Raw genomic sequence first — 23,682 nt, 5'->3', positions numbered from 1 at the left:
AAGGAATGGAGGGGGTGACGCAGCATGGCTGACCCCCGAGGCTTCCTCAAGAACGGCCGGGAGGTCGCCCAGCGGCGTCCGGTCGAGGAGCGGGTGCAGGACTGGAACGAGGTCTACCCGGGCTCCGCAGGGCGGGCGCTGCTGCCGATCATCACCGAGCAGGCCGGGCGCTGCATGGACTGCGGCATCCCGTTCTGCCACCAGGGCTGCCCGCTCGGCAACATCATCCCCGAGTGGAACGACCTGGTCTGGCGTGACGACTGGGAGGGCGCGATCGAGCGCCTGCACGCGACCAACAACTTCCCCGACTTCACCGGCCGGCTCTGCCCGGCGCCCTGCGAGACCGCATGCGTGCTCGGCATCAACCAGGACCCGGTGACGATCAAGAACGTCGAGGTCGCGATCATCGACAAGGCGTGGGACTCCGGGTTCGTGCGTCCCCAGCCGCCGGAGTGGCTCTCGGGACGCACGGTCGCCGTGGTCGGCTCCGGCCCGGCCGGCCTGGCCGCCGCCCAGCAGCTCACGCGGGCCGGGCACACGGTCGCGGTCTACGAGCGTGCCGACAAGATCGGCGGGCTGCTGCGCTACGGCATCCCCGAGTTCAAGATGGAGAAGCAGCACCTCGACAAGCGCTTGGAGCAGATGCGGAGGGAAGGAACCGTCTTCCGGCCCGGTGTCGACGTCGGCGGCAAGCTCACCGGCGCGGAGCTGCGCGAGCGGTACGACGCGGTCGTGCTCGCCGTGGGCTCGACGATCGCCCGCGACCTCGAGGTCCCCGGCCGGGCGCTGGGCGGCATCCACCAGGCGATGGAGTTCCTCCCGCAGGCCAACCGGGTCGCGCTGGGCGAGACCGTCGAGGACCAGATCACCGCCACCGGCAAGCACGTGGTGATCATCGGCGGCGGCGACACCGGCGCCGACTGCCTGGGCACGTCGACCCGCCAGGGCGCGGCCTCGATCACCCAGCTGGAGATCATGCCGGAGCCGCCGCAGGAGCGTCCGGCCGGCCAGCCCTGGCCGACCTACCCGATGGTGTTCCGGGTCTCCTCCGCGCACGAGGAGGCCGGCGAGCGGGTCTATGCGGTCTCCACCCAGGAGTTCCTCGCGGACGACGACGGCAACGTGCGTGCGCTGCGCCTGGTCGACGTCACCCCCTCGAATGTGCCGGGCGAGGACGGGCGGTTCGTCGAGGTCGAGGGCTCGGTCCGGGAGATCCCGGCGGAGCTGGTGCTGCTCGCGATGGGCTTCACCGGTCCCGAGAAGGCCGGTCTCCTCGAGCAGCTGGGCGTGGACCTCGACGAGCGCGGCAACGTGGCCCGCGACGCGGCGTACATGTCCTCGGTCGACGGGGTCTTCGTCGCCGGCGACGCGGGTCGCGGCCAGTCGCTGATCGTCTGGGCGATCGCGGAGGGCCGGGCCGCGGCGGCCGCGGTCGACACCTATCTGACCGGCTCGACCACGCTCCCGGCGCCGATCCCGCCCACCGAGCGTCCTCTGGTCGTCTGACGGGTGGTCCGAGGGGTCGTCTGATCGTCCCGAGTCGCCGGGACCAACGGCCTCAGTTGGTCCCGGCGGCGCACGTTACCGGGGGGTTTGGTCTTTGAACGATCAAAGTCGCGGTAAGGTGAAGCACGTGCGTAGAGCGAAGATCGTGTGCACCCTGGGCCCTGCTACCTCGACCCCGCGTCGGATCCGAGAGCTGGTGTACGCCGGCATGGACGTGGCGCGGCTCAACATGAGCCACGGCTCGCACGAGGATCACGCCGAGTCCTACCGGCTCGTGCGGGAGGCCTCCGACGCGAGCGGCCACGGCGTCGGCATCTTCGCCGACCTGCAGGGCCCGAAGATCCGGCTGGAGACGTTCGCCGACGGCCCGGTGGAGCTGCGCCGCGGCCAGGAGTGGACGATCACCACCCGCGACGTCCCCGGCGACGCGACGATCTGCGGCACGACGTACAAGGGCCTGCCCGGCGACGTGAACGTCGGCGACCCGATCCTCATCGACGACGGCAAGGTGCGGCTGCGCGTCACGGCCGTCGACGGCCAGGACGTGCACACCGAGGTCCTGGTGGGCGGCAAGGTCAGCAACAACAAGGGCATCAACCTGCCCGGTGTGGCCGTCTCGGTGCCGGCGCTGTCGGAGAAGGACATCGAGGACCTGCGCTTCGCGCTGCACCTCACCGTCGACTTCATCGCGCTCAGCTTCGTGCGCGACGCCAAGGACGTCGAGGACGTCCGGCGGATCATGGACGAGGAGGGTGTCCACCTCCCGGTCATCGCGAAGATCGAGAAGCCGCAGGCCATCGACAACCTCGACGAGGTGATCGCGGCGTTCGACGGGTTCATGGTCGCCCGCGGCGACCTCGGTGTGGAGTGCCCGCTCGAGGACGTGCCGTTCCTGCAGAAGCGGATCGTCGAGAAGGCCCGCCTCAACGCCAAGCCGGTCATCGTCGCCACCCAGATGCTCGAGTCGATGATCTCCAACCCGGCGCCGACGCGCGCCGAGACCTCCGACGTCGCCAACGCGGTGCTCGACGGCGCCGACGCCGTGATGCTCTCCGGTGAGACCAGCGTGGGGGAGTACCCCGTCCACACGGTGGAGACGATGGCGCGGATCATCGCCGCGACCGAGGCGCACGCGCTGCAGGGCGGCGGACAGCTCGCCTCGCGCGCCGCCCTGGCCGAGATCGACTGGGACCCGCACACCACCGGCGGCGTGATCGCCAAGGCCGCCGAGGAGGTCGCCGAGCGGGTGGGCGCCAAGTACGTCGTCGCGTTCACGCAGAGCGGTGACTCCGCGAAGCGGATGTCGCGGCTGCGCGGGCCGATCCCGATCCTGGCCTTCACGCCGGTCCCGGCGGTCCGCTCGCAGCTCGCGCTGAGCTGGGGCATCGAGACGTTCCTGATCTCCGACGCCGAGCACACCGACGAGATGGTCCGCCAGGTCGACGAGCAGCTGCTCCGGATCGGCCGGGTGCGCGAGGGCGACCTCGTCGTGATCATCGCCGGTGCGCCTCCGGGCATCCCCGGCTCCACGAACGCCCTGCGGATCCACCGGATGGGCGACGCGATCAAGGGCGTGGCGCCGGCGTACCGCCGCAGCTGAGGATCAGCACTTCAACCCGATCAGCGTGTCGAGCCTGGCCACCGCGGCCCGGGTCGACACGCTGATCGTCTGCTGGTTGGACTGCCGCCACGGAACCTCTGCGAGATCGAGCGCCCAACAACAGAGCTCGCGGATATCGGCCGAGACGTTCTTGAACTGCCACCGCGGGTAGTCGTAGCGCTTCAGCTCCCCTGCCACTTCACGTCGCGCCCAGTTGCGCACCCGCGACCCGTCCGAATGGAAGAGCCCACGCAGGAACGCGGCTGGATGCGCCTCGACGGCACGCACCTGCCAGGGCTCGAGGACCATCGGTCGTTCGTGCTTGCGACCGGGCCCGTGCTGCGGGAAGAGGCACGGCCAGTGTTTCCACGAGATCGTGGTGATCACGCATCCGGGCGATAGTCGCGTGTGCGGCCGTCCGCCCGGCTTGACGGTGCCCATGAGTACCTGCAGGTGGGCGTTGTCTGCCGGGTACCTGACGTCGTTGAAGATGTGCAGATTGAACACGCCTCGACGCCCGCGGCTGATGTGACCATCGCCGAGATACCAGCCGAGCAGCTCGGCGTACGCTCGGTCGTCGAGAGCCGCGCCTTCGCACCGAGGGCAAGGTGGCGCAAGGTGGGTCTGGCCCCGAGGTCGACCGTGTCGCTGGTACTCGCGGCGCCAGCGCCGGATCGTCTTGATCGCAACACCGTGTCGTGCGGCGTTCTCGGCATCCGGCATCCCGGCGTCGGAGCAGCGCAGCGCACTGTCGACGGTCTCCTGGGGTCGGACGTGTGGCATGCGGCCAGCGAACTACTGGCCACCGACATTGGTGCCGGGTGTGGGACTTGAACCCACACGTCCTTTCGGACAATGGTGTTTGAGACCATCGCGTCTGCCTGTTCCGCCAACCCGGCTGGACCGCGGCAAACGGTACCGGAAGGCCGGCGCCGGTCCGTCGCCGGATAGCCTGACCTCCGTGACACAGACCGACCAGCCGACGCCGCGGCGCGTCGTGATCGCCGAGGACGAGGTGCTCATCCGCATGGACCTCGCCGAGATGCTCGGCGAGGAGGGGTACGACGTCGTCGGCCAGGCGGGGGACGGGCAGCAGGCGATCGACCTCGCCGAGGAGCTGCGGCCCGACCTGGTGATCCTCGACGTGAAGATGCCCGTCCTCGACGGGATCGCCGCGGCGGAACGGATCGCCGGCGCGCGCATCGCGCCGGTGGTGATCCTGACGGCGTTCTCCCAGCGCGATCTGGTCGAGCGGGCTCGCGACGCCGGCGCGATGGCCTACCTGGTCAAGCCGTTCTCGAAGTCCGACCTGGTGCCGGCGATCGAGATGGCGGTGAGCCGCTTCGCCGAACTCGCGATGCTCGAGTCCGAGGTCGCCGACCTCACCGAGCGGCTCGAGACCCGCAAGGCGGTCGACCGCGCCAAGGGCGTGCTGCAGGAGCAGCTGCACCTCTCCGAGCCCGAGGCGTTCCGGTGGATCCAGAAGACCGCGATGGACCTGCGGCTCTCGATGCGCCAGGTCGCCGACGGCGTGATCACGCACGGCCCCGGCATCGCGGGTTGACACGCCTGCCCGGGTGCGGGCGCCCGGGACGCGCCACGATGAGGCAGATCTCTTTACTCTGCTAGGTCACGAATTGGCAACGACAGGGTCCAAAGTCCCGCTGGGGCCTCGCCAAGGGCCCGATCAACGCTAGTTTGCCCCGTAATCGAGAGTCGATCTCCGGGTTCGCGCATGCGGTCCGGAGGACAGCTAGTCCTGACGGAGGCTTCATGATTCGCTCCAGCCGTGCCCGCCGCGCTGCCATCACGCTCGCGGCGACCGCACTCGTCCTGTCCGCCTGTGGCAGCGACGGCGACGACAAGTCCAACGACGCCGCGGGTGGCGACGGCGGTGGAGCCAGCGAGCTCTGCGGCAAGAACCTCGCGTTCCTCGGTGCGCTCACCGGCGACGCCGGCGCGCTGGGCCAGAACATGGTCGGCGGCATCGAGCTGGCGCTGAAGGAGTACAACGCCGACAACGCGGACTGCAAGATCAACCTCAAGACGTTCGACTCGCAGGGCAACCCCGACAAGGCCCCCGCGCTGGCGACGCAGATCGTCAACGACGACACGATCTTCGGCCTGATCGGCCCGGGCTTCTCCGGTGAGTCGCTCGCGACCGGCAAGACCTTCTTCGAGAAGGGCCTGCCCTCCATCTCCCCGTCCGCGACCAACGTGACCATCACCCAGCAGGGCTGGACCACGTGGCACCGCGTCATCGGCAACGACAACGCCCAGGGTCAGGCCGACGCCGCCTACCTCACCGGCGAGGTCGGCGCCAAGAAGGTGTTCGTCGTCGACGACGGTCAGGACTACAGCAAGGGCCTGGCCGACACCGTCAAGGAGGCGCTCGGCGACGCGCTGGTCGCCGACGACCAGATCTCGGTCGGTGACACCAACATGTCCGCGATCGTCCAGGCCGTGAAGGCCTCCGGTGCCGACGCGTTCTTCTACGGCGGCTACTACACCGAGGCGGGCCTGCTGGCCAAGCAGCTGCGCCAGGGTGGCTTCAAGGGCACGTTCATGTCCGGTGACGGCTCGGAGGACCCGAACTTCGTCAAGGTCGCGGGCACCCAGGCCGCCGAGGGCGCCGTGCTGTCGGCCCCGGCCGGTCCGCCGCCGGCGGACTTCGGTGCCTCGGGCCTCTACGCCACGCAGGCCTACGACGCCGCCAACATCTTCCTCGCCGCCGTCCAGGACGGTGCCTCGTCGGCGCAGGAGATCAACGAGTTCATCGGCAGCTACTCCAACGACGGCGTCAGCGGCCCGATCGCCTTCGACGAGAACGGCGACATCAAGGAGTCGAAGATCTACGCCTACTTCGTCAAGGACGGCAAGCTCGACGTCGAGAACCCCCAGGCGATCTCCTGATCCGCGTCATCTGAACTACTGACCAAACGCTGCGGCCGGAGGACACTGGTCCTCCGGCCGCAGCCGGTCCAAGATCGTCGGAGGGAACAAGTTCCTGTGGACCTCGGTGCACTGTTCGGCAGTTTCGACAACTTCCTCAGCTACACCGCGGGTGGGCTGGTGTTCGGCGCGATCTACGCGCTCATCGCGCTGGGCTACACGATGGTGTACGGCGTCCTGCAGCTCATCAACTTCGCGCACTCCGAGGTCTTCATGTACGGCACGTTCGCCGTCGCCTGGACCTTCATCTTCTTCCACGGCACGGGCGACGCGACGTGGAGCCTCGGCAAGGCGATCCCCATCCTGCTCGTCGCGCTCGTGGTGGCGATGCTGATGTCCGCCGCGGTCGCGCTGTTGCTGGAACGGGTCGCCTACCGGCGCCTGATCCGCAACAACTCCCCGAAGCTGATCGCGCTCATCTCGGCGATCGGCGCCTCCTTCGCGCTCGCCGAGGCCATGGGTCTGCGCGACCGGTTCGCGGCCTGGTTCGGTCTCGACGACGACCTGGCCGACTACGTCAGCCCCGACAAGGCCCGTGACGTCTACTCCAACCCGGTCACGATCCAGCCGCACGAGCTCTTCACGATCGGCGGGTACGGCGTCACCGACGTCGACCTCGTCGTGCTGGGTGCGGCCCTGCTGATGATGCTGGCACTCGACCAGTTCGTCCGGCGCACCCGCCTGGGTCGCGGCATCCGCGCGACCGCCCAGGACCCGGAGTCGGCGGCGCTGATGGGGGTCAACTCCGGCCGCGTCGTCCAGATCACGTTCCTGATCGGCGGGCTGATGGCTGGAGCGGCGGCGACCCTCTACATGATGAAGATCGGGTCGACCCGGCAGAACGCCGGGTTCATCCTCGGCGTCAAGGCGTTCACCGCGGCGGTCATGGGCGGCATCGGCAACCTGCGCGGTGCCCTGGTCGGTGGCCTGGTGCTCGGCGTGATGGAGAACTGGGGCTCCGCGGTGTTCGGCCAGGAGTGGAAGGACGTGGTCGCGTTCGTGCTGCTGGTCCTGATCCTGTTGGTGCGGCCCTCCGGCATCCTCGGTGAGGCTCTCGGAAAGGCGCGTGCGTGATGTCCACGACCACTGCCCCGTCCAAGGCCCCGTCCGTCCGCCCGCTGCGCCGTCTCGGTCTGTGGTGGGACGGCGTCGTCGACCGCTACAACCGCCAGCCGCTGGCGATCAAGATCGTCGAGATCTTCCTGGTCGTGGCGCTCGTCTACGCGCTGCCGCTGCTGCGGCCGCCGGTGATCACGACCCAGGAGATCGACTTCGGCGGCGTGATGTTCGGCTGCGCGGCGTACGCCCTGATCGCGCTGGGCCTCAACATCGTGATCGGCTACGCCGGCCTGCTCGACCTCGGCTACATCGGGTTCTACGCGACCGGTGCCTACACCGTCGGTGTGCTCACCTCCTACCACTGGCACTGGCCGTTCTTCCTGGCTCTGCCGCTGGCCATCGCCGTGACGATGGTGACCGGCGTGATCCTCGGTGCGCCGACGCTGCGGGTGCGCGGCGACTACCTCGCGATCGTGACGCTCGGGTTCGGCGAGATCATCCGCATCTGCGTCAAGAACATCGAGTGGCTGGGAGCGTCGTCCGGCATCAAGGACATCGCGCACCCCAACAGCATCGGCGGCGGCCCGCAGCCGCCGTTCGACCGCGGTGGCCTGTTCGACATCCCGCGCCTGGAGTGGAACGGGCTGGTCCCGAGCGTCGACCACGACCACCCGACCGCGTTCTTGTCGTTCGGGGCGATCGACGCGGTGCCGTACTACTGGCTGCTGCTCACGGCCCTCATCCTGGTGCTGGTCGCCGACCGGCTGATCAAGGCGAGCCGGGTGGGCCGGGCCTGGGAGGCGACGCGCGAGGACGAGGACGCGGCCGAGCTGATGGGCGTGCCGACGTTCAAGTTCAAGCTCCTCGCCTTCGCGATGGGCGCGGCGATCGGCGGCATGTCCGGGGCGTTCTACGCCAGTGGCCAGAGCGGCTACATCAGCCCCGACAGCTTCCTGCTCCTGTTCTCGATGCTGTTCGTGGCTGCCGTCATCGTCGGTGGCGCCGGCAACCGCTGGGGCGCGATCGCCGGCGGCGTGCTGGTCTACTACCTGCCCGAGCGGTTCCGCGAGTTCGCCGACTACCGCCTGCTGGTGTTCGGCATGGCGCTGACGCTGCTCGCCGTGTGGCGGCCGCAGGGCCTGTTGCCGCCGCGGCGGGCACGGCGGGTCCAGCGTGCCGAGGAGGAGATTCGTGAGCTCGAGGGAGAGGGGGCGACCGATGTCTGAGCCGCAGCAGACCGCACGCAAGCTGCTCGAGGTCGACCATGTGACGATCCGGTTCGGTGGCGTGACGGCCCTCGACGACGTCGACTTCGAGATCCGCGAAGGCGAGATCCTCGGCCTGATCGGCCCCAACGGAGCCGGCAAGACGACCTGCTTCAACGTGATGACCGGGGTCTACCAGGCGACCAGCGGCCAGATCCGCTTCGACGGCAAGCCGCTGGCGAAGATGAAGCGCCACAAGATCACCAAGCTGGGCATGGCCCGCACCTTCCAGAACATCCGGCTCTTCCGCGCGATGACCGCGCTGGAGAACGTGATGGTGGGTGCCGACGCCAACAGCAGCGTGGGGGTGCTCAACGCGCTCTTCCGCACGCCCCGCCATCGGCGTACCGAGTCCGAGGCGCGCCAGCACGCGCTGGAGCTGCTCGACTTCGTGGGCGTCTCCGGGCGGGCCGACGAGCTGGCCGAGAACCTGTCCTACGGCGACCAGCGCCGGCTCGAGATCGCGCGCGCGATGGCCACCAGGCCCAAACTGCTGTGTCTCGACGAGCCGGCCGCCGGCTTCAACCCGGCCGAGAAGCAGCGCCTGATGGATCTGATCCGCAAGGTCCGTGACCAGGGCATCACCGTGCTGCTCATCGAGCACGACATGCGCCTGGTCATGGGCGTCACCGACCGGATCGTGGTGCTGGAGTTCGGCCGCAAGATCGCCGAGGGCACCCCGGAGGAGATCCGCGACAACCCGGCGGTGATCGCCGCCTACCTGGGAGTGGACGAAGAAGATGCTTCTTGAGGTCGAGGGCCTGTGTGTCAACTACGGCCACATCGAGGCCATCCGTGACATCAGCTTCGGGGTCGAGGAGGGCAGCGTCGTCACGCTCATCGGAGCGAACGGCGCCGGCAAGACCACGACGATGAAGACCCTGTCGGGCCTGCGGAAGGTCCGCGCGGGCAAGGTGACCTTCGACGGCAGGGACATCACCCACGCGCCGCCGTTCGAGCGGGTCAAGATGGGCCTGAGCCAGTCGCCGGAGGGCCGCGGCATCTTCCCGGGCATGAGCGTGCGCGAGAACCTCGACATGGGCGCCTACACGCGCCGTGACAAGGCCAAGATCGCCGCCGACTTCGACCGGGTGATGCAGCTGTTCCCGCGGCTCGAGGAGCGCATCGACCAGATCGCGGGCACGATGTCCGGCGGTGAGCAGCAGATGCTGGCGATGGGCCGCGCGCTGATGGCGCGTCCGCGCGTCATCCTGCTCGACGAGCCGTCGATGGGGCTGGCGCCCAAGCTGATCGCGCAGATCTTCTCGATCATCACCGAGATCAACGAGCAGGGCACGACCGTGCTCCTCGTGGAGCAGAACGCCGCGCAGGCCCTCAAGCGGGCCCATACCGCGCACGTGCTCGAGACCGGCCAGATCGTGCGTTCGGGCAGCGGTGCCGAGCTCGCCGGCGACGACTCGGTCAAGGCGGCCTACCTCGGCGGCGACGTCTAGGCGGGTCACCAGCCGCACCGGCTCAGCGGTGCCGGGACCCGCCGTCGACGCCGCGCCGCCACCACGACGGTTGCGCCTGCCTCCGCCGCGCGGCGCGCGAGGTCCGCGCCGATACCGCGCGCGCCGCCGACGTGTCCGAGCCGCACCGTCCTGCACCGCATCGGGGCTCGGTGGACGGTGTTCGTCGTCAACGCGCTGGCCGAGGGGCCGATGCGGTTCACCGGGCTCAAGGCCCACATCCGGGGGATCACGCCCAAGGCGCTCACCGAGACGCTCCGCGCGATGGAGGCCGACGGTCTGCTCACCAGACACGACCTGGGTGGCAACCCGCCGCACGTCGAGTACGCCCTCACCGACCTCGGCCGGTCCCTCCTGGTCCCGCTCCGCGCCATCCGGGAGTGGGCCGAGGCCCACGTCCCGGACATCCACGCCGCCCGGGAGCGGTCGGGAGCCGAGGGCTGACGCGTCAGAGGACCTTCGACAAGAAGGCCTGGGTGCGGTGGTGCTGCGGGTCGCCGAGGACCTGGCGCGGGTCGCCCTCCTCGACGATCACCCCGCCGTCCATGAACACCAGCTTGTCGCCGACCTCGCGGGCGAAGCCCATCTCGTGGGTGACGACCATCATCGTCATGCCCTCCGAGGCGAGGTCGCGCATCACCGCGAGGACGTCGCCGACCAGCTCGGGGTCGAGCGCCGACGTGGGCTCGTCGAAGAGCATCATGTCGGGGTTCATCGACAGCGCCCGGGCGATCGCCACGCGCTGCTGCTGGCCGCCGGAGAGCTGGGCCGGATAGGAGTTCTCCCGGTCCGCGAGCCCAACCTTAGCCAGGTTGCGTCGCGCGATCTCGACGGCCTCGTCCTTGGAGCGCTTCTTGACCCGCTGTTGGGCGACGCAGAGGTTCTTCAGCACGCTCATGTGCGGGAACAGGTTGAACTGCTGGAACACCATGCCGATGCGCGCGCGCACGGCGTCGAGGTCGGTCTCGGGGTCGGTGATGTCGATGCCCTCGACCAGGATCTTGCCCGAGGTGGGCTCCTCGAGCCGGTTCACGCAGCGCAGCAGCGTCGACTTGCCGGACCCGGACGGGCCGATCACGCAGACGACCTGGCTCTGGTCGACGTGGAAGTCGATCCCCTTGAGCACCTCGTTCTCGCCGAAGTACTTGTGCAGGTCGGAGACCTGGATCGCCGGCGTGGTCATCTGGGAGGTGCTCATCGCGCCACCTTCTGCTGTCGCCGCTCGAGGAACGCCACGAGCTGGCTCGCCGGGATCGAGATCACGAGGTAGACCAACGCGACCGCCAGCAACGGGCTGGCGTCTGCCGAGCTGATGAGGTTCTGCTGACCGAACGACGTGAGCTCGACCTCGTTGTACTGCATACCGACGAATGCGAGCAGGGACGTGTCCTTGACGAGCAGGATGAACTCGTTGGTCAACGGCGGGATCACGATGCGGATGGCCTGGGGGAGGACGACGGTCACCATCGTCCAGAAGCCCCCCATCCCCAGTGACTGCGCGGCCTCCCGTTGGCCCTTGGGCACGGCCTGGATGCCGGCGCGAAGCGTCTCGGCCATGTACGCGCCGGACACCATGATCAGTGCCAGCAGACCGCCGCCGATCAGGCCCCCGGGGGGCCTCCACCCGAAGGCGAGCGGGACGCCGAACGACATGAAGATGATCACGACCAAGGCCGGCAGGCCACGGAAGAACTCGATGTAGCCCGTGGCCAGCCAGCGATAGAGCCGCAGCGGGGACAGCCGCATCAGGGCGAGCACGAGCGCGAGCAGGATGCCGCCGGCGAACGAGATCAGCGTGTACTTCACGGTGTTCTTGGCCGCAGTGAGGACGATGTCCGGCCACAGGGACTTCCAGGTGTCCCAGTCCAGGAAGTTCTTGGAGATCGACTCTCGGTCCGCCGTGAGTACGACGATGGCGATCACCGCCAGGAGGGCGACGTAGGCCGCGCCGTCCCGCAGCCGCCGCTTGGTGGCGCGCTTGAGCGTCACTGGTCGGTGGCGAAGTAGGTGTCGTAGATCTTCTGGTAGTCCCCGCTGTCGCGCAGCGTCTGGAGGGCCTCGTCGACCGCGTCGATCAGGGCGGTGTTGTCCTTCTTCATCGCCAGGCCGTAGCTCTCACCGGTGTCATAGGTCTCGACGACCTTGAACTGGCCCGAAGCCTTGGGGTCGTTCTGGTGGTCGAGGTTGACCGGCAGGTCCTGCAGCAGGGCGTCGACACCTCCGGCCTTGATGGCGGAGTACATCTCGCCGTCGCTGGGGAACACCACGATCTCGGCGCCCGAGGCGTGCTCGTTGGCGTAGGCCTCGCCGGTGGTGCCCTTCTGCACGCCGAGCTTGACGCCGTCGAGGTCGTCGATCGAGGCGATGCTGGAGTCGGAGGGGACGAGCAGGGACTGCTCGGAGTCGTAGTAGCCGTCGCTGAACCCGATCTTCTCCTCGCGCTCGGGCGTGATCGTCATCGCACTGGCGGCCAGGTCGCACTGGCTGGTGTTCAGGGCCAGGCCGCTCTGGAGCGCGTCGAACGAGGAGTCCTTGATCGCGACCTTCAGGTCGAGCTGCTCGGCGATGGCGCTGACGATGTCGATGTCGAAGCCCTTGAAGCCCGTGTCGGAGGTCTTGTCGAAGTCCTCGAACGGCGGGTAAGGCACGTCGGAGCACACGGTGAGCGTGCCGTCGGAGATCAGGTTGAGGTCCGGCGCCTCGCTCGCACCGGGGCTGTCGGAGCCCTTGGCGTCGGAGCCGCTGTCGGAACCGCAGGCCGAGGCGGTGAGGGCGAGGACGGACAGGACGGCAGCGGCCAAGGTGGCGCGGGGGGTCAGGCGAATCAGCATGGGTTGCACCCTAGACCTACGCGAAGTCGCGTGGGTCACAGAACGGTCTCAGCCCGCGAAGGTTTAACGCAGGCTCGCCACGAGCTCGACCAGCAGCGGGGCGACCAGCAGTGCGGGCAGCAGGTCGGCGACCGGGATCTCCCGGATCCGGAGCAGCCGGAGCGCCACGCCGACCAGCAGCAGGCCGCCCGTGGCCGTGATCGCGGCCAGGTGCGCGTCCGGCAGGACGTCACCGAGCCCGAGGCCGACCAGCGTGAGGCCGCCCTGGACGACGACCACGGTGAGCGCGCTCGCCGCCACGCCCCAGCCGAACGACGCCGCGAACGCGATCGCGGCGAAGCCGTCGAGCGCGGACTTGAGGAACAGCTGGTCGGCGCCGTTGCCGAGACCGTCGTTGAGCGACCCCAGGATCGTCAGCGGACCGGTGCAGAACACCAGGGACGAGACCACGAAGCCCTCGATGAACCGGTGCCGCTCGACCGACCCGCCCGCGCCACTCAGCCGGCTCTGCAGCCACCCGCCGAGCGACTCCACCCGCTGCTCCAGGCGCAGCAGCGACCCGGCGATGCCGCCGATGAGCAGCGCGCCCAGCACGATCAGCATCGGGGCGCTGTCGCCGACCCGGTCGGCGAGGTCGTCGTCGAGGACCGCCATCGCCGAGGTGCCCGCGATCAGCAGCGTGACCAACCCCAGCGCGTCGGTCACCAGGTCGCGGGTGCGGAGCGGCAGGCGGTTGCCCAGCAGCACCCCGATGGTGGCGCCGACCAGCACGGTGGCGACGTTGACGATGGTGCCGATACCCGGGATCACAGGACTCCTCTGACAAGTTGGCGCGGCTGAGCGTAGTCTCGTGCAGTACTGCCGCGTTCGGGGGACAGGAGACGCGGCGCAGCTGCGAAGGACCGTTAGGCCATGACTCGATGAGCCGTACGCCGGTGTCGCTACGGGTTGCCGTGCCCGCCGACGCCCCCGCGCTCGCGGTGCTGTGGGCCGACGTGCTGCGCCGGGCCACGCCCGAGGAGCAGGTCGCCGACCTCGAGGCGATCCTCGCCGGGCTGGAGGGCAGCCGCGACCAGCGGATCGTGGTGGCGGAGTACGACGGTGAGCTCGCCGGTGCCGTGCACCTGCACGCCACCACGATGTCGGAGCTCAACCTCGAGCCGATCGTCCGCGCCCTGTCGCCCCACGTGCTGCCGCGGTTCCAGCGCCACGGTGTCGGCACCGCGCTCATGGACGCCGCGGTGACGTGGGCCGAGGAGCTCGGCATCGGGCACGTCGCGACCGCCGCGGTGGCGGGCTCGCGCGACGCCAACCGCTTCATGGCCCGCATCGCCCTCGGGCCGTACGCCGTGCTCCGGGTGGCCACCACCCACGCCGTACGCACCCGCCTGAGCGCCCACCGGCGCCCCGGCCAGTCGTCCGGCGGCCGCCAGCTCACCCAGGTCCTGGCCGCCCGCCGCTCGATGCGCCGGGCCCGCGCGGGCGTGGAGAACTAGCCCGGGGCTAGGCGTAGCGCTCCCGCGGCATCAGTGCGCAGGTGATCCGCGACGTGCACACCCGCTTGCCCCGCTCGTCGGTGATCACGACCTCGTAGGTCGCCATCGTGCGGCCCAGGTGGATCGCCGTGGCGGTGCCCGTGACCGTCCCGGACGTCGCCGACCGGTGGTGGGTGGCGTTGATCTCGATGCCGACCGAGAGCCGGTCGGGGTGGGCGTGCACGGCGGAGCCGACCGACCCGAGGGTCTCGGCGAGCACGACCGAGGCGCCCCCGTGGAGCAGCCCGTAGGGCTGCGTGTTGCCCTCGACGGGCATGGTCCCCACGACCCGCTCGGCGGAGATCTCGGTGAGCTGGATGCCCATCTTCTCGTTCAGCCCGCCCATGCCCTCGGGCATCGAGGAGATGTAGTCGTCGATGGACAGCTCGGACGTCGCCTCGTTGTTCGCGGGGTCGCTCATGCGAACATCCTGCCTGTCGGCGGGTCCCACTAGAGTCGCAGGGTGCCACGCCTCCTGCTGCTCGACGGACACTCGCTCGCCTACCGCGCGTTCTTCGCGCTGCCGGTGGAGAACTTCTCGACCACCACTGGACAGCACACCAACGCGGTCTACGGCTTCACCTCGATGCTCATCAACGTGCTGCGCGACGAGCAGCCCACCCACGTCGGCGTGGCGTTCGACGTGTCCCGGCAGACGTTCCGCATGGAGGAGTACGCCGACTACAAGGCCAAGCGCAACAAGACGCCGACCGAGTTCAGCAGCCAGCTGCCGCTGATCGAGGAGGTGCTCGACGCGCTGCGCATCCCGTTCTTGAAGAAGGAGGGTTTCGAGGCCGACGACATCATCGCCACGCTGGTCACCCAGGCGCTGAAGGACCCGGAGATGGAGGTGCTGATCCTCACCGGTGACCGCGACTCCCTCCAGCTGGTGACCGACCGCTCCACCGTGCTCTACCCGATGCGCGGCGTCTCCGACCTGGCCCGGATGACGCCCGAGGCGGTCGAGGCCAAGTACGGCGTGCCCCCGGCCCGCTACCCCGAGCTGGCGGCGATCGTGGGGGAGACCTCCGACAACCTGCCCGGCGTGCCCGGCGTCGGCCAGGGCTACGCCGCGAAGTGGATCAACCAGTTCGACGGGCTCGACAACGTCATCGCCCGCGCCGACGAGATCACCGGCAAGAAGGGCGAGGCGCTGCGCGCCCACCTCGGCGACGTGATCCGCAACCGCCACCTCAACGCGCTGGTCTGCGACCTCGACCTCGACCGCACGCCCGCGGAGCTGATCGTCCAGCCGTGGGACCGCCACGAGGTGCACACGCTGTTCGACGGCCTGGAGTTCCGCGTGCTGCGCGACCGGCTGTTCGAGACGCTCACCTCCGAGGAGGAGATCGACGACTCCGGGTTCGACGTCGCCATGACCGTGCTCGCCGGCGGTGAGCTGGCCGCGTGGCTCGAGCAGAACGCCTCCTCCGGCGCGCGCGTCGGGCTGCACGTCGTCGGCCGCTGGGGGGCCGGCACCGGTGACGTGACGTCGCTGGCGCTCGCGACCACCGACGGCTCGGCGGCCTGGATCGCCGCCGACGAGCTCGACCCGGCCGACCAGGGCGCGCTGGCCGCCTGGCTCGCCGACCCGGCCCGGCCCAAGGTGCTCCACGACGCCAAGGGGCCGATGCTGGCCCTGGCCGCCTGGGGGATGCCGCTGACCGGTCTGGACCGGGACACCGCGCTGTCGGCCTACCTCGCCCGCCCTGACCAGCGCTCCTACGACCTCGCCGACCTGACCGTGCGCTACCTCAAGCGCGAGCTCAAGCAGGGCGGGGCCGACGAGGGCCAGCTGAGCCTCGAGGGCCTCGACGCCGGCAACGCCGGCGAGGTCGAGATGCTGCACGCCCGCGCGGTGCTCGACCTGGCCGCGGCGCTCGACGACGAGCTCGAGGAGCGGGGCGGCACCCGCCTGCTCAACGACATCGAGCTGCCGCTGGTCGACCTGCTCGCGAAGATGGAGCAGACCGGCATCGGGGTCGACGTCGACCACCTCGAGGGCCTGGAGAGCCACTTCGCCGCCGAGGTCCGCAGCGCCGCGGAGGAGGCGTTCGCGGTCATCGGCAAGGAGATCAACCTCGGCTCGCCCAAGCAGCTCCAGGTGGTGCTGTTCGACGAGCTGGACATGCCCAAGACCAAGCGCACCAAGACCGGCTACACCACCGACGCCGACGCGCTCCAGGCGCTGTACGTCAAGACCGAGCACCCGTTCCTGCTGCACCTGCTGCGGCACCGCGACGTCTCCCGCCTGCGGCAGACCATCGAGGGCCTGCTCAAGACCGTGGCCGGCGACGGGCGCATCCACACGACGTTCAACCAGACGATCGCGGCCACCGGGCGGCTCTCCAGCACCGACCCCAACCTGCAGAACATCCCGGTCCGCACCGAGGAGGGCCGCCGCATCCGCGAGGGGTTCGTGGTCGGTCCCGGCTACGAGTCGCTGATGACGGCCGACTACAGCCAGATCGAGATGCGGATCATGGCCCACCTCTCCGAGGACGACCTGCTCATCGAGGCGTTCCGCTCGGGCCGCGACTTCCACTCGATCACCGCGGCCCGGGTCTTCGACGTGCCCGCCGACGACGTCACCAGCGAGATGCGCGCCAAGATCAAGGCGATGAACTACGGCCTCGCCTACGGCCTGTCGGCGTTCGGCCTGAGTCAGCAGCTCGCGATCGAGCCGGCGGAGGCGCGCGGGCTCATGGACGAGTACTTCCAGACCTTCGGCGGCATCCGCGACTACCTCGCCGGTGTCGTCGAGGAGGCCCGCAAGACGGGATTCACCGAGACCATCAAGGGCCGCCGCCGCTACCTCCCCGACCTGACCAGCGACAACCGGCAGCGTCGCGAGATGGCCGAGCGGATGGCCCTCAATGCCCCGATCCAGGGGTCGGCGGCCGACCTGATCAAGATCGCGATGCTCAACGTCGACCGCGCGATCGCCGCCGCCGGGCTCGGCTCCCGGATGCTGCTCCAGGTGCACGACGAGCTCGTGTTCGAGGTCGCGCAGGGGGAGCAGGAGGCCCTCGAGGTGCTGGTCCGCGAGCAGATGGGCGCCGCGGCCGACCTCGCCGTACCCCTCGACGTCAGCGTGGGCTTCGGCCGCAGCTGGCACGAGGCCGCCCACTAGACCACGGCCCGCCCGGGAAGAGATTGACCCTTCAACCTGTTGGGACGGCCATGAAGAAGATCGGGTTCCTCTCGTTCGGCCACTGGTCGGACTCGCCGCACTCCCAGACCCGGTCGGCGTCCGACACGCTCCTGCAGTCCATCGACCTGGCGGTCGCGGCCGAGGAGATCGGCGTCGACGGCGCCTACTTCCGCGTCCACCACTTCGCCCAGCAGCTGGCCTCGCCGTTCCCGCTGCTCGCCGCAGTCGGGGCGCGCACCAGTCGCATCGAGATCGGCACCGGCGTCATCGACATGCGCTACGAGAACCCGCTCTACATGGTCGAGGACGCGGGCGCCGCCGACCTGATCGCCGGCGGGCGGCTCCAGCTCGGCATCAGCCGCGGCTCACCGGAGCAGGTCGTCGACGGGTTCCGCTACTTCGGCTACCAGCCGGCCGAGGGCTCCGACCACGCCGCGATGGCCCGCGAGCACACCGCGGTGTTCCTCGAGCTGCTGAAGGGTGAGGGCTTCGCCGAGCCCAACCCGCGGCCGATGTTCCCCAATCCGCCCGGGCTGCTGCGCCTCGAGCCGCACTCGCCGGGCCTGCGCGACCGCATCTGGTGGGGCGCCGGCACCCGCGCCACGGCGGAGTGGACCGCCGAGCAGGGCCTGAACCTGATGAGCTCGACGCTGCTCACCGAGGACACCGGCGTGCCGTTCCACCAGCTCCAGGCCGAGCAGATCCAGCGGTTCCGCGACGCCTGGGCTGCGGCCGGGCACGAGCGCGAGCCCCGCGTCTCGGTCAGCCGCAGCATCTTCCCGATCGTCAGCGACCTCGACCGCGCCTACTTCGGGCAGTCCGGCGGCGAGGACCAGGTTGGCTACATCGACGGCGGCGTCGCCCGCTTCGGCAAGACGTACGCCGGCGAGCCCGACCGGCTGGTCGAGGAGCTCGCCCAGGACGAGGCGATCGCCGCCGCCGACACGCTGCTGCTGACGATCCCCAACCAGCTCGGCGTCGACTACAACGCCCACGTCCTCGAGAGCGTGGTCACGCACCTGGCTCCGGCGTTGAACTGGCGTTGAGCTCGGGCACGGCCCGGATCACGTGCAGGCTCACGGCCAGCAGCGCCACGAGCAGCAGCGCGTCGACGGTGATCACCGCCGTCAGCAGGCCGCGCAGGGTGTCGGTGGTCAGGCCGAGGCCGATCATCGCGACGAACGCCGCCCACACGAGGTAGACCGACCGCTGCCCCTGGCGGGCGAGCACGGAGTAGACCAGCAGCTGGAGCATGGAGAGGACCGTGCCGAGGATCGCGTAGATCCACAGGTGGTCGGCGATCTCGTCGTACCGGTCGCCACCGACGAAGATCAGCGCGAGCTGGGGGAGCAGCGCCGCCCCCGCGGTGGTGGCGGCGCCGAGGACGGCGACCAGGCCGAGGCTCCCGGTCAGCGCCCGGCGCCGCTCGCTCATCGTCGACATCGACGGGAACGCGATCACGACGACGAACTGCGGCAGGAACAGCACCGCCTTGGTGAGGATGAGTCCGCCGGCGTACAGGCCGGCGTCGTGGCCGTCGAGCACGTTGCGGGCCACCACGATGTCGGCGTTGGACAGCGCGAAGAACGCCAGCAGCACCTGGGAGTTGAGGACCGACTCGCGGATGACGCGGCGGAAGCCGTGCTCCTCGCTGGACAGCCCCGGGTCGCGCGGCCGGCGCAGCAGCCACCACCCGGCGACGACGGGGGCGCACGCGCCGATGCCGGTCCCGATCAGTGCCGACAGCTCGCTGGGCTCCCAGGCGATCAGCGCGGTGCCGATCACCAGCCGCGGCACGCCGCTGAGGACGTAGAGCACCGAGAGCGCCTGCCAGCGCCGCTCGCCCTGGAGGATGCCCGCCTGGGCGCCCATGATCGTGAACGGGATCGACACGACCGACACCAGGGCCGCCGTGAGGAGGCTGTCGAGCCTGAGCACGACGTTGAGCAGCGGTGCGGCGAGCAGCAGCAGCACGCCCAGCGCGAGCGACGCCCGGTAGGTGACGCCCAGGATCGTCTTCTCGATCTGCGCCACGTGCGCGGGCTCCGCCGCGATCCGCCGAGCCGCCGTGGCTTGCAGGCCCAGCTGCAGCACGGTGATGACCAGCAGCGTCGCCATCAGGCTGGCGAGCGCGCCGTACGAGCGCGGCCCGAGCATCCGGGCGGCGATCATCGTGAAGCCGTACGTCGCGACGTTCATCACCGCCATCGCCACCGCGATGGAGCCGCCGCCGCCGAGCAGCTCCCTCAGGCGACGGGTAGGTGAGGCCACAGGAGGGAAGCGTATGCGGGTCCCGCCGTACTCCACCATCGAGGGTGCCCTCGTCGTCCTAGACTCACCGCCGTGATCCCCGTCGGTGCCGTGCTCCGGTCCATGCGACCGAAGCAGTGGACCAAGAACCTGCTGGTGATCGCGGCGCCGCTCGCGGCGGGCGACCTGGGGGAGCCGGGGGTCCTCGGTCCGACCGTGCTGGCATTCGTCTCGTTCTGCGCCGTCTCGTCGGCGACCTACCTGGTCAACGACTGCGCCGACGTGGCCGCCGACCGGTTGCACCCGCGCAAGCGGCTGCGCCCGATCGCGGCCGGCCGGCTCTCGGTCCGGGCCGCCCTCGTCATCGCGGCCGTGCTGGTGCTGGTGAGCCTCGGCATCGCGGCCGCCACCGGCTGGGAGCTGGTCGTCCTGGTCGTCGCGTACGTCGCGGCGATGCTCGGCTACTCGCTGTGGCTCAAGCACGAGCCGGTCATCGACCTGGCCGTGGTGTCCGCCGGGTTCTTGATGCGCGCGGTCGCCGGCGGTCTCGCGGCCGCGCTGCCGATCTCGGACTGGTTCCTGCTGGTCGCCGGCTTCGGCTCGCTGTTCATGGTGGCCGGCAAGCGCTACTCCGAGCTGCACACGCTCGGCAGCGAGGCCGGGACCCGCCGGTCGCTGGTGCGCTACACCGCGTCGTACCTGCGCTTCGTGTGGAGCATCGCCGCCGCGGTGACGATCACGGCGTACACGCTGTGGGCCTTCGAGAACGCCGCTCCGTCCGGCGTCCCGTGGCACACGATCTCGATCCTGCCGTTCGTCGTCGGGCTGCTGCGGTACGCCGTCGACATCGACGCCGGGGAGGCCGCCGAGCCCGAGGACATCGTGTGGGGCGACCGGCTGCTGCAGGGCATCGGCGCGGTCTGGGTGCTCGTGCTCACGCTGGGGGTGCTCGGTGTCTGACCGGGAGCTCACCGGGTGGGGCCTGACCGCGCCGAGCGTCGGTCACCTGGTCGAGACGGACCCCGGGGCCGTGCCCGACCTGGTCCGGTCGGCGGGGCCGCGCGGGCTGATCGCCCGCGGTCTGGGCCGGTCCTACGGCGATCCCGCCCAGAACGCCGGCGGCACGGTGCTCGCCCCGTTGCCGAGCGCGATCGAGCCGCCCGACCCCGACGACCCCGACGGGCTGGTCCGGGTGTCGGCCGGCACCAGCCTCCACGACCTGATCGGCGCACTGCTGCCGCGCGGGCGGTTCGTGCCCGTCACGCCCGGCACCCGCTACGTGACCGTCGGCGGTGCGATCGCCTGCGACGTCCACGGCAAGAGCCACCACCGGGCGGGCAGCTTCGGCGACCATGTCGCCGCGCTCGACCTGGTGCTCGCCGAAGGCAGCACCCGCACGGTCGGCCCCGATCGCGAGCCCGACGTGTTCTGGGCGACTGTCGGCGGCCTCGGGCTCACCGGCGTGATCACCTCGGCGGTGCTGCGGACGATCCCGGTCGAGACCGGGTACGCCGTCGTCAGCACGCAGCGGCTGCCGGACCTCGACGCGGTGATGGCGGAGATGGCCGGCTCCGACCGCGACCACACCTACTCGGTCGCGTGGATCGACACGCTCGCGCGGGGCCGCTCGATGGGTCGCTCGGTGCTGTCCCGGGGCGAGCACGCGACCCGCGACCAGCTGAGCGGCCGGGCCGCGACCCGGCCGCTGCCGGTGCCCCACGAGCCCCGGCTCGCGGTCCCGTTCCGGCCGCCGGTCGGGCTGGTGCGCTCGCTCGGCGTACGCGCGTTCAACGAGGCGTGGTACCGCAAGGCGCCCCGACACCGGACCGGGGAGATCCAGTCGCTCGCGGCGTTCTTCCACCCCCTCGACGGCGTCGCGGACTGGAACCGTGTCTACGGCCCGCGCGGCCTCGTGCAGTACCAGCTCGTCGTCCCCGACGGCGCCGAAGCGGCCCTCGTGGGGATCCTGGAGCGCATCGCCGCGGAGCGGCTGCCGTGCTTCCTCGCGGTGCTCAAGCGCTTCGGGCCGGGCAACCCCGCGCCGCTGTCGTTCCCGACGGCCGGGTGGACGCTGGCGTACGACGTGCCCGCGCACCCCGGCCTGGCGCCGCTGCTCGACGAGCTGGACCGCGCGGTGGTGGACGCCGGCGGCCGGGTCTACCTCGCGAAGGACGCGCGGCTGCGCCCCGAGCTGCTGCCGGCGATGTACCCACGCCTGGGAGAGTTCCGCGAGGTGCGCGACCGGCTCGACCCCGACCACCGGTTCCGCTCCGACCTCGCCCGACGACTCGAGATCTGAGGACCATGATCAACGCACTCGGCCAGCCCCAGTCGCTGCTCCTGCTCGGCGGGACCAGCGACATCGCCCTCGCGATCGCGCGCCGGTGGACCCGCTCGGGGCCGGTGCACGTCACGCTGGCCGCCCGCCCGAGTGCCCGCCGTGACGCCGCCGTGGCGGAGCTCGCCGCCCTGGGCGCCGACGTGCGGGCGGTCGACTTCGAGGCCGAGGCCACCGACACCCATGCGGCAGTGGTCGCCGCGGCGGCGGCCGAGCGGGACATCGACGTGGCCGTGGTGGCGTTCGGCGTGCTCGGCGACGAGGAGCGGGCCTGGCAGGACCACGACGCCGCCGTCCGCCTCGCGACCGTCAACTACGTGGCGCCGGTGAGCGTCGGCGTCTGCCTGGCCGAGGTGCTGCGCCGGCAGGGCCACGGCGTGGTGGTCGCGCTCTCCTCGGTCGCCGGCGAGCGGGTTCGCCGCTCGAACTTCGTCTACGGCTCCAGCAAGGCGGGCATGGACGGCTTCTTCCTCGGTCTCGGCGAGGCGCTGCGCGGCTCCGGGGCGCGGGTGCTGGTGGTCCGCCCCGGCTTCGTGCGCACGAAGATGACCGAGGGCCGCAGCCCGGCGCCGCTCTCGGTCGACGCCGACGACGTGGCCGCCGCCGTGATCGACGCGGTCGCCGCGGGTGACGACCTGATCTGGGTGCCCGGCGCGCTGCGCGGGGTGATGTCGGGCCTGCGGCACGTGCCGCGCGCCCTGTTCCGGCGGCTGCCGCTCTGAGCGTGCGCCGGCTCGCGAGGCACGCGCCGACCGCCTGGGCCGTGGTCCTGGCGGTCCTGCTGCTGGGCCCGGTCCTGGGCCGCGGCTACCTGCTGACCTACGACATGGTCTGGGTCCCCGACCTCGCGCTGCGGCCGGACTTCCTGGGGGCCGGTACGGCGCTGCCGCGGGCGGTGCCGTCCGACGCGGTGGTCGCGGTGCTCGACGAGGTCGTCCCCGGGATGCTGCTGCAGAAGGTGGTGCTGCTCGGGGCGCTGGTGCTCGGCGGCCTGGGCGCGGCCTCGCTCGCCGGCCGGAGCCTGGTCGCCCGCCTCGCCGCGACCAGCGTCTACGTCTGGAGCCCGTTCGTGGTGGAGCGCCTCGGCATCGGGCACTGGCCGCTGCTGTTGTGCTGGGCGGTGCTGCCGTGGCTGGTCCGCGAGGGTGCGCGGGTCCGCGACGACGCCCGGATCGGGCCGCTGGTGCCGCTGCTGCTCGCCGTGGGGAGCCTGAGCGCGAACGCGGGCCTGATGGCGGGGGCGACGCTGCTGGCCGTCGGCCTGACCCGGCGCAACGCCCTCCGGCTGGTGCCGCTCGTGCTCGCCGCCAACGCGCCGTGGGTGGTGGCCGGGCTGCTGCACCTCGACACGGCGACCTCCAGCAGCACGGGCGCGGTGTTCGGTCTCGACGCCGAGGGACCGCTCCCGGCGCCGCTCGCCGCGCTCACCCTCGGCGGGATCTGGAACGCCGAGGTCGTGCCCGCGTCCCGGGAGACCCTCGTGCTGCCGCTCGTGCTGACGCTGGCGTTCGCGGCGCTGGCCGCCGCGGGCTACCGCGCCCTGGCCGACCGGCTCGGTCCACGGACCACGACGGCGCTGGTGTGGCTGTGGGTGGTCGGCTACAGCTCGGCGGTGATCTCGTGGGCGGCGCCCGACGCCGTCGGGTCGTTGGCGGCACTGGTCCCCGGCGGCGGCCTGCTGCGCGACGGCACCCGCTCGCTCGCGCTGTGCGCGCCGCTC

At 70.7% G+C, this 23,682-nt stretch carries 22 protein-coding genes, 1 tRNA gene and 1 pseudogene; 16 read left to right on the top strand and 8 right to left on the bottom strand.

Annotated elements, in window-relative coordinates; translation table 11 throughout:
* Positions 1-24: 24 nt before the first annotated feature.
* Positions 25-1,506 carry a glutamate synthase subunit beta gene (locus VGD85_RS01425; protein ID WP_331061666.1) on the top strand — a complete coding sequence of 494 codons (1,482 nt, stop codon included), beginning with the start codon at positions 25-27 and terminating at the stop codon, positions 1,504-1,506.
* A gap of 127 nt (positions 1,507-1,633) precedes the next feature.
* On the top strand, positions 1,634-3,106 hold the full coding sequence (pyk, locus tag VGD85_RS01420; RefSeq protein WP_331061665.1) for a pyruvate kinase: 1,473 nt from the start codon (positions 1,634-1,636) through the stop codon (positions 3,104-3,106).
* Between the two features lie 3 nt (positions 3,107-3,109).
* On the opposite strand, the gene VGD85_RS01415 is transcribed toward pyk, so the two are convergent.
* Complete coding sequence (locus VGD85_RS01415; protein WP_331061664.1) at positions 3,110-3,829, bottom strand: transcriptional regulator; 720 nt, start codon at positions 3,827-3,829, stop codon at positions 3,110-3,112.
* Positions 3,830-3,918: 89 nt separating this feature from the next.
* Positions 3,919-4,005, bottom strand: a tRNA-Leu gene (locus VGD85_RS01410).
* 62 nt (positions 4,006-4,067) lie between these two features.
* Between VGD85_RS01410 and VGD85_RS01405 the strand changes: the two genes are divergently transcribed.
* From VGD85_RS01405 to VGD85_RS01375, 7 genes are all read left to right on the top strand, one after another.
* A complete protein-coding gene (locus VGD85_RS01405) occupies positions 4,068-4,670 on the top strand; it encodes an ANTAR domain-containing response regulator (protein ID WP_331061663.1) in 603 nt (200 codons plus the stop codon).
* A 209-nt stretch (positions 4,671-4,879) separates the two neighbouring features.
* Positions 4,880-6,019, top strand: a complete 1,140-nt coding sequence (locus VGD85_RS01400; protein ID WP_331061662.1) for a branched-chain amino acid ABC transporter substrate-binding protein — start codon at positions 4,880-4,882, stop codon at positions 6,017-6,019.
* A 96-nt stretch (positions 6,020-6,115) separates the two neighbouring features.
* Complete coding sequence (locus VGD85_RS01395; protein ID WP_331061661.1) at positions 6,116-7,132, top strand: branched-chain amino acid ABC transporter permease; 1,017 nt, start codon at positions 6,116-6,118, stop codon at positions 7,130-7,132.
* Positions 7,132-8,343, top strand: a complete 1,212-nt coding sequence (locus VGD85_RS01390; RefSeq protein WP_331061660.1) for a branched-chain amino acid ABC transporter permease — start codon at positions 7,132-7,134, stop codon at positions 8,341-8,343. Before VGD85_RS01395 ends, VGD85_RS01390 begins: the two co-directional genes overlap by 1 nt.
* The gene (locus VGD85_RS01385; protein ID WP_331061659.1) at positions 8,336-9,133 is read left to right on the top strand and encodes an ABC transporter ATP-binding protein; all 798 of its coding nucleotides are present in this window, start codon (positions 8,336-8,338) and stop codon (positions 9,131-9,133) included. The genes VGD85_RS01390 and VGD85_RS01385 overlap by 8 nt, the downstream gene beginning before the upstream one ends.
* Complete coding sequence (locus tag VGD85_RS01380; RefSeq protein WP_331061658.1) at positions 9,123-9,836, top strand: ABC transporter ATP-binding protein; 714 nt, start codon at positions 9,123-9,125, stop codon at positions 9,834-9,836. Before VGD85_RS01385 ends, VGD85_RS01380 begins: the two co-directional genes overlap by 11 nt.
* A gap of 111 nt (positions 9,837-9,947) precedes the next feature.
* Complete coding sequence (locus VGD85_RS01375) at positions 9,948-10,298, top strand: helix-turn-helix domain-containing protein (RefSeq protein ID WP_331061694.1); 351 nt, start codon at positions 9,948-9,950, stop codon at positions 10,296-10,298.
* 4 nt (positions 10,299-10,302) lie between these two features.
* On the opposite strand, the gene VGD85_RS01370 is transcribed toward VGD85_RS01375, so the two are convergent.
* The 4 genes from VGD85_RS01370 to VGD85_RS01355 form a co-directional block, all read right to left on the bottom strand.
* On the bottom strand, positions 10,303-11,052 hold the full coding sequence (locus tag VGD85_RS01370) for an amino acid ABC transporter ATP-binding protein (RefSeq protein WP_331061657.1): 750 nt from the start codon (positions 11,050-11,052) through the stop codon (positions 10,303-10,305).
* Positions 11,049-11,843: an amino acid ABC transporter permease gene (locus tag VGD85_RS01365; RefSeq protein ID WP_331061656.1), complete on the bottom strand. Its 795-nt coding sequence runs from the start codon at positions 11,841-11,843 to the stop codon at positions 11,049-11,051. Before VGD85_RS01365 ends, VGD85_RS01370 begins: the two co-directional genes overlap by 4 nt.
* Positions 11,840-12,685 carry an ABC transporter substrate-binding protein gene (locus VGD85_RS01360; RefSeq protein WP_331061655.1) on the bottom strand — a complete coding sequence of 282 codons (846 nt, stop codon included), beginning with the start codon at positions 12,683-12,685 and terminating at the stop codon, positions 11,840-11,842. The genes VGD85_RS01365 and VGD85_RS01360 overlap by 4 nt, the downstream gene beginning before the upstream one ends.
* Before the next feature lie 63 nt (positions 12,686-12,748).
* The gene (locus tag VGD85_RS01355; RefSeq protein WP_331061654.1) at positions 12,749-13,495 is read right to left on the bottom strand and encodes a DUF554 domain-containing protein; all 747 of its coding nucleotides are present in this window, start codon (positions 13,493-13,495) and stop codon (positions 12,749-12,751) included.
* A gap of 143 nt (positions 13,496-13,638) precedes the next feature.
* Between VGD85_RS01355 and VGD85_RS01350 the strand changes: the two genes are divergently transcribed.
* A complete protein-coding gene (locus VGD85_RS01350; protein WP_331061653.1) occupies positions 13,639-14,181 on the top strand; it encodes a GNAT family N-acetyltransferase in 543 nt (180 codons plus the stop codon).
* A gap of 7 nt (positions 14,182-14,188) precedes the next feature.
* On the opposite strand, the gene VGD85_RS01345 is transcribed toward VGD85_RS01350, so the two are convergent.
* Positions 14,189-14,641 carry a hotdog fold thioesterase gene (locus VGD85_RS01345; RefSeq protein ID WP_331061652.1) on the bottom strand — a complete coding sequence of 151 codons (453 nt, stop codon included), beginning with the start codon at positions 14,639-14,641 and terminating at the stop codon, positions 14,189-14,191.
* A 42-nt stretch (positions 14,642-14,683) separates the two neighbouring features.
* Here VGD85_RS01345 and polA point away from each other — a divergent pair, with 42 nt between their 5' ends.
* Together polA and VGD85_RS01335 are read left to right on the top strand one after the other, a co-directional pair.
* Entirely contained in the window at positions 14,684-17,353 is a 2,670-nt protein-coding gene (polA, locus tag VGD85_RS01340) for a DNA polymerase I (RefSeq protein WP_331061651.1), read from the top strand.
* 50 nt (positions 17,354-17,403) lie between these two features.
* Positions 17,404-18,420 (top strand): LLM class flavin-dependent oxidoreductase, encoded by a 1,017-nt coding sequence (locus tag VGD85_RS01335; RefSeq protein ID WP_331061650.1) that lies wholly within the window; start codon positions 17,404-17,406, stop codon positions 18,418-18,420.
* Here the strand turns inward: VGD85_RS01335 and VGD85_RS01330 are convergent.
* Positions 18,386-19,645 carry a lipopolysaccharide biosynthesis protein gene (locus VGD85_RS01330; RefSeq protein ID WP_331061649.1) on the bottom strand — a complete coding sequence of 420 codons (1,260 nt, stop codon included), beginning with the start codon at positions 19,643-19,645 and terminating at the stop codon, positions 18,386-18,388. The genes VGD85_RS01335 and VGD85_RS01330 overlap by 35 nt on opposite strands.
* A 72-nt stretch (positions 19,646-19,717) precedes the next feature.
* Between VGD85_RS01330 and VGD85_RS01325 the strand changes: the two genes are divergently transcribed.
* From VGD85_RS01325 to VGD85_RS01310, 4 genes and pseudogenes are all read left to right on the top strand, one after another.
* Positions 19,718-20,584 (top strand): decaprenyl-phosphate phosphoribosyltransferase, encoded by an 867-nt coding sequence (locus VGD85_RS01325; RefSeq protein WP_331061648.1) that lies wholly within the window; start codon positions 19,718-19,720, stop codon positions 20,582-20,584.
* Positions 20,577-21,923: an FAD-binding oxidoreductase gene (locus VGD85_RS01320; protein WP_331061647.1), complete on the top strand. Its 1,347-nt coding sequence runs from the start codon at positions 20,577-20,579 to the stop codon at positions 21,921-21,923. Before VGD85_RS01325 ends, VGD85_RS01320 begins: the two co-directional genes overlap by 8 nt.
* Before the next feature lie 5 nt (positions 21,924-21,928).
* Positions 21,929-22,684, top strand: a complete 756-nt coding sequence (locus tag VGD85_RS01315; protein WP_331061646.1) for a decaprenylphospho-beta-D-erythro-pentofuranosid-2-ulose 2-reductase — start codon at positions 21,929-21,931, stop codon at positions 22,682-22,684.
* Between the two features lie 41 nt (positions 22,685-22,725).
* A pseudogene (locus tag VGD85_RS01310) lies at positions 22,726-23,682 on the top strand (hypothetical protein); the annotation flags it as partial.

It is taken from the genome of Nocardioides sp., from assembly GCF_036401255.1.
Lineage (GTDB): Bacteria > Actinomycetota > Actinomycetes > Propionibacteriales > Nocardioidaceae > Nocardioides.
Note: the sequence above shows the minus strand (reverse complement) of the source record. Positions and strands in the feature narration are given on the sequence as shown.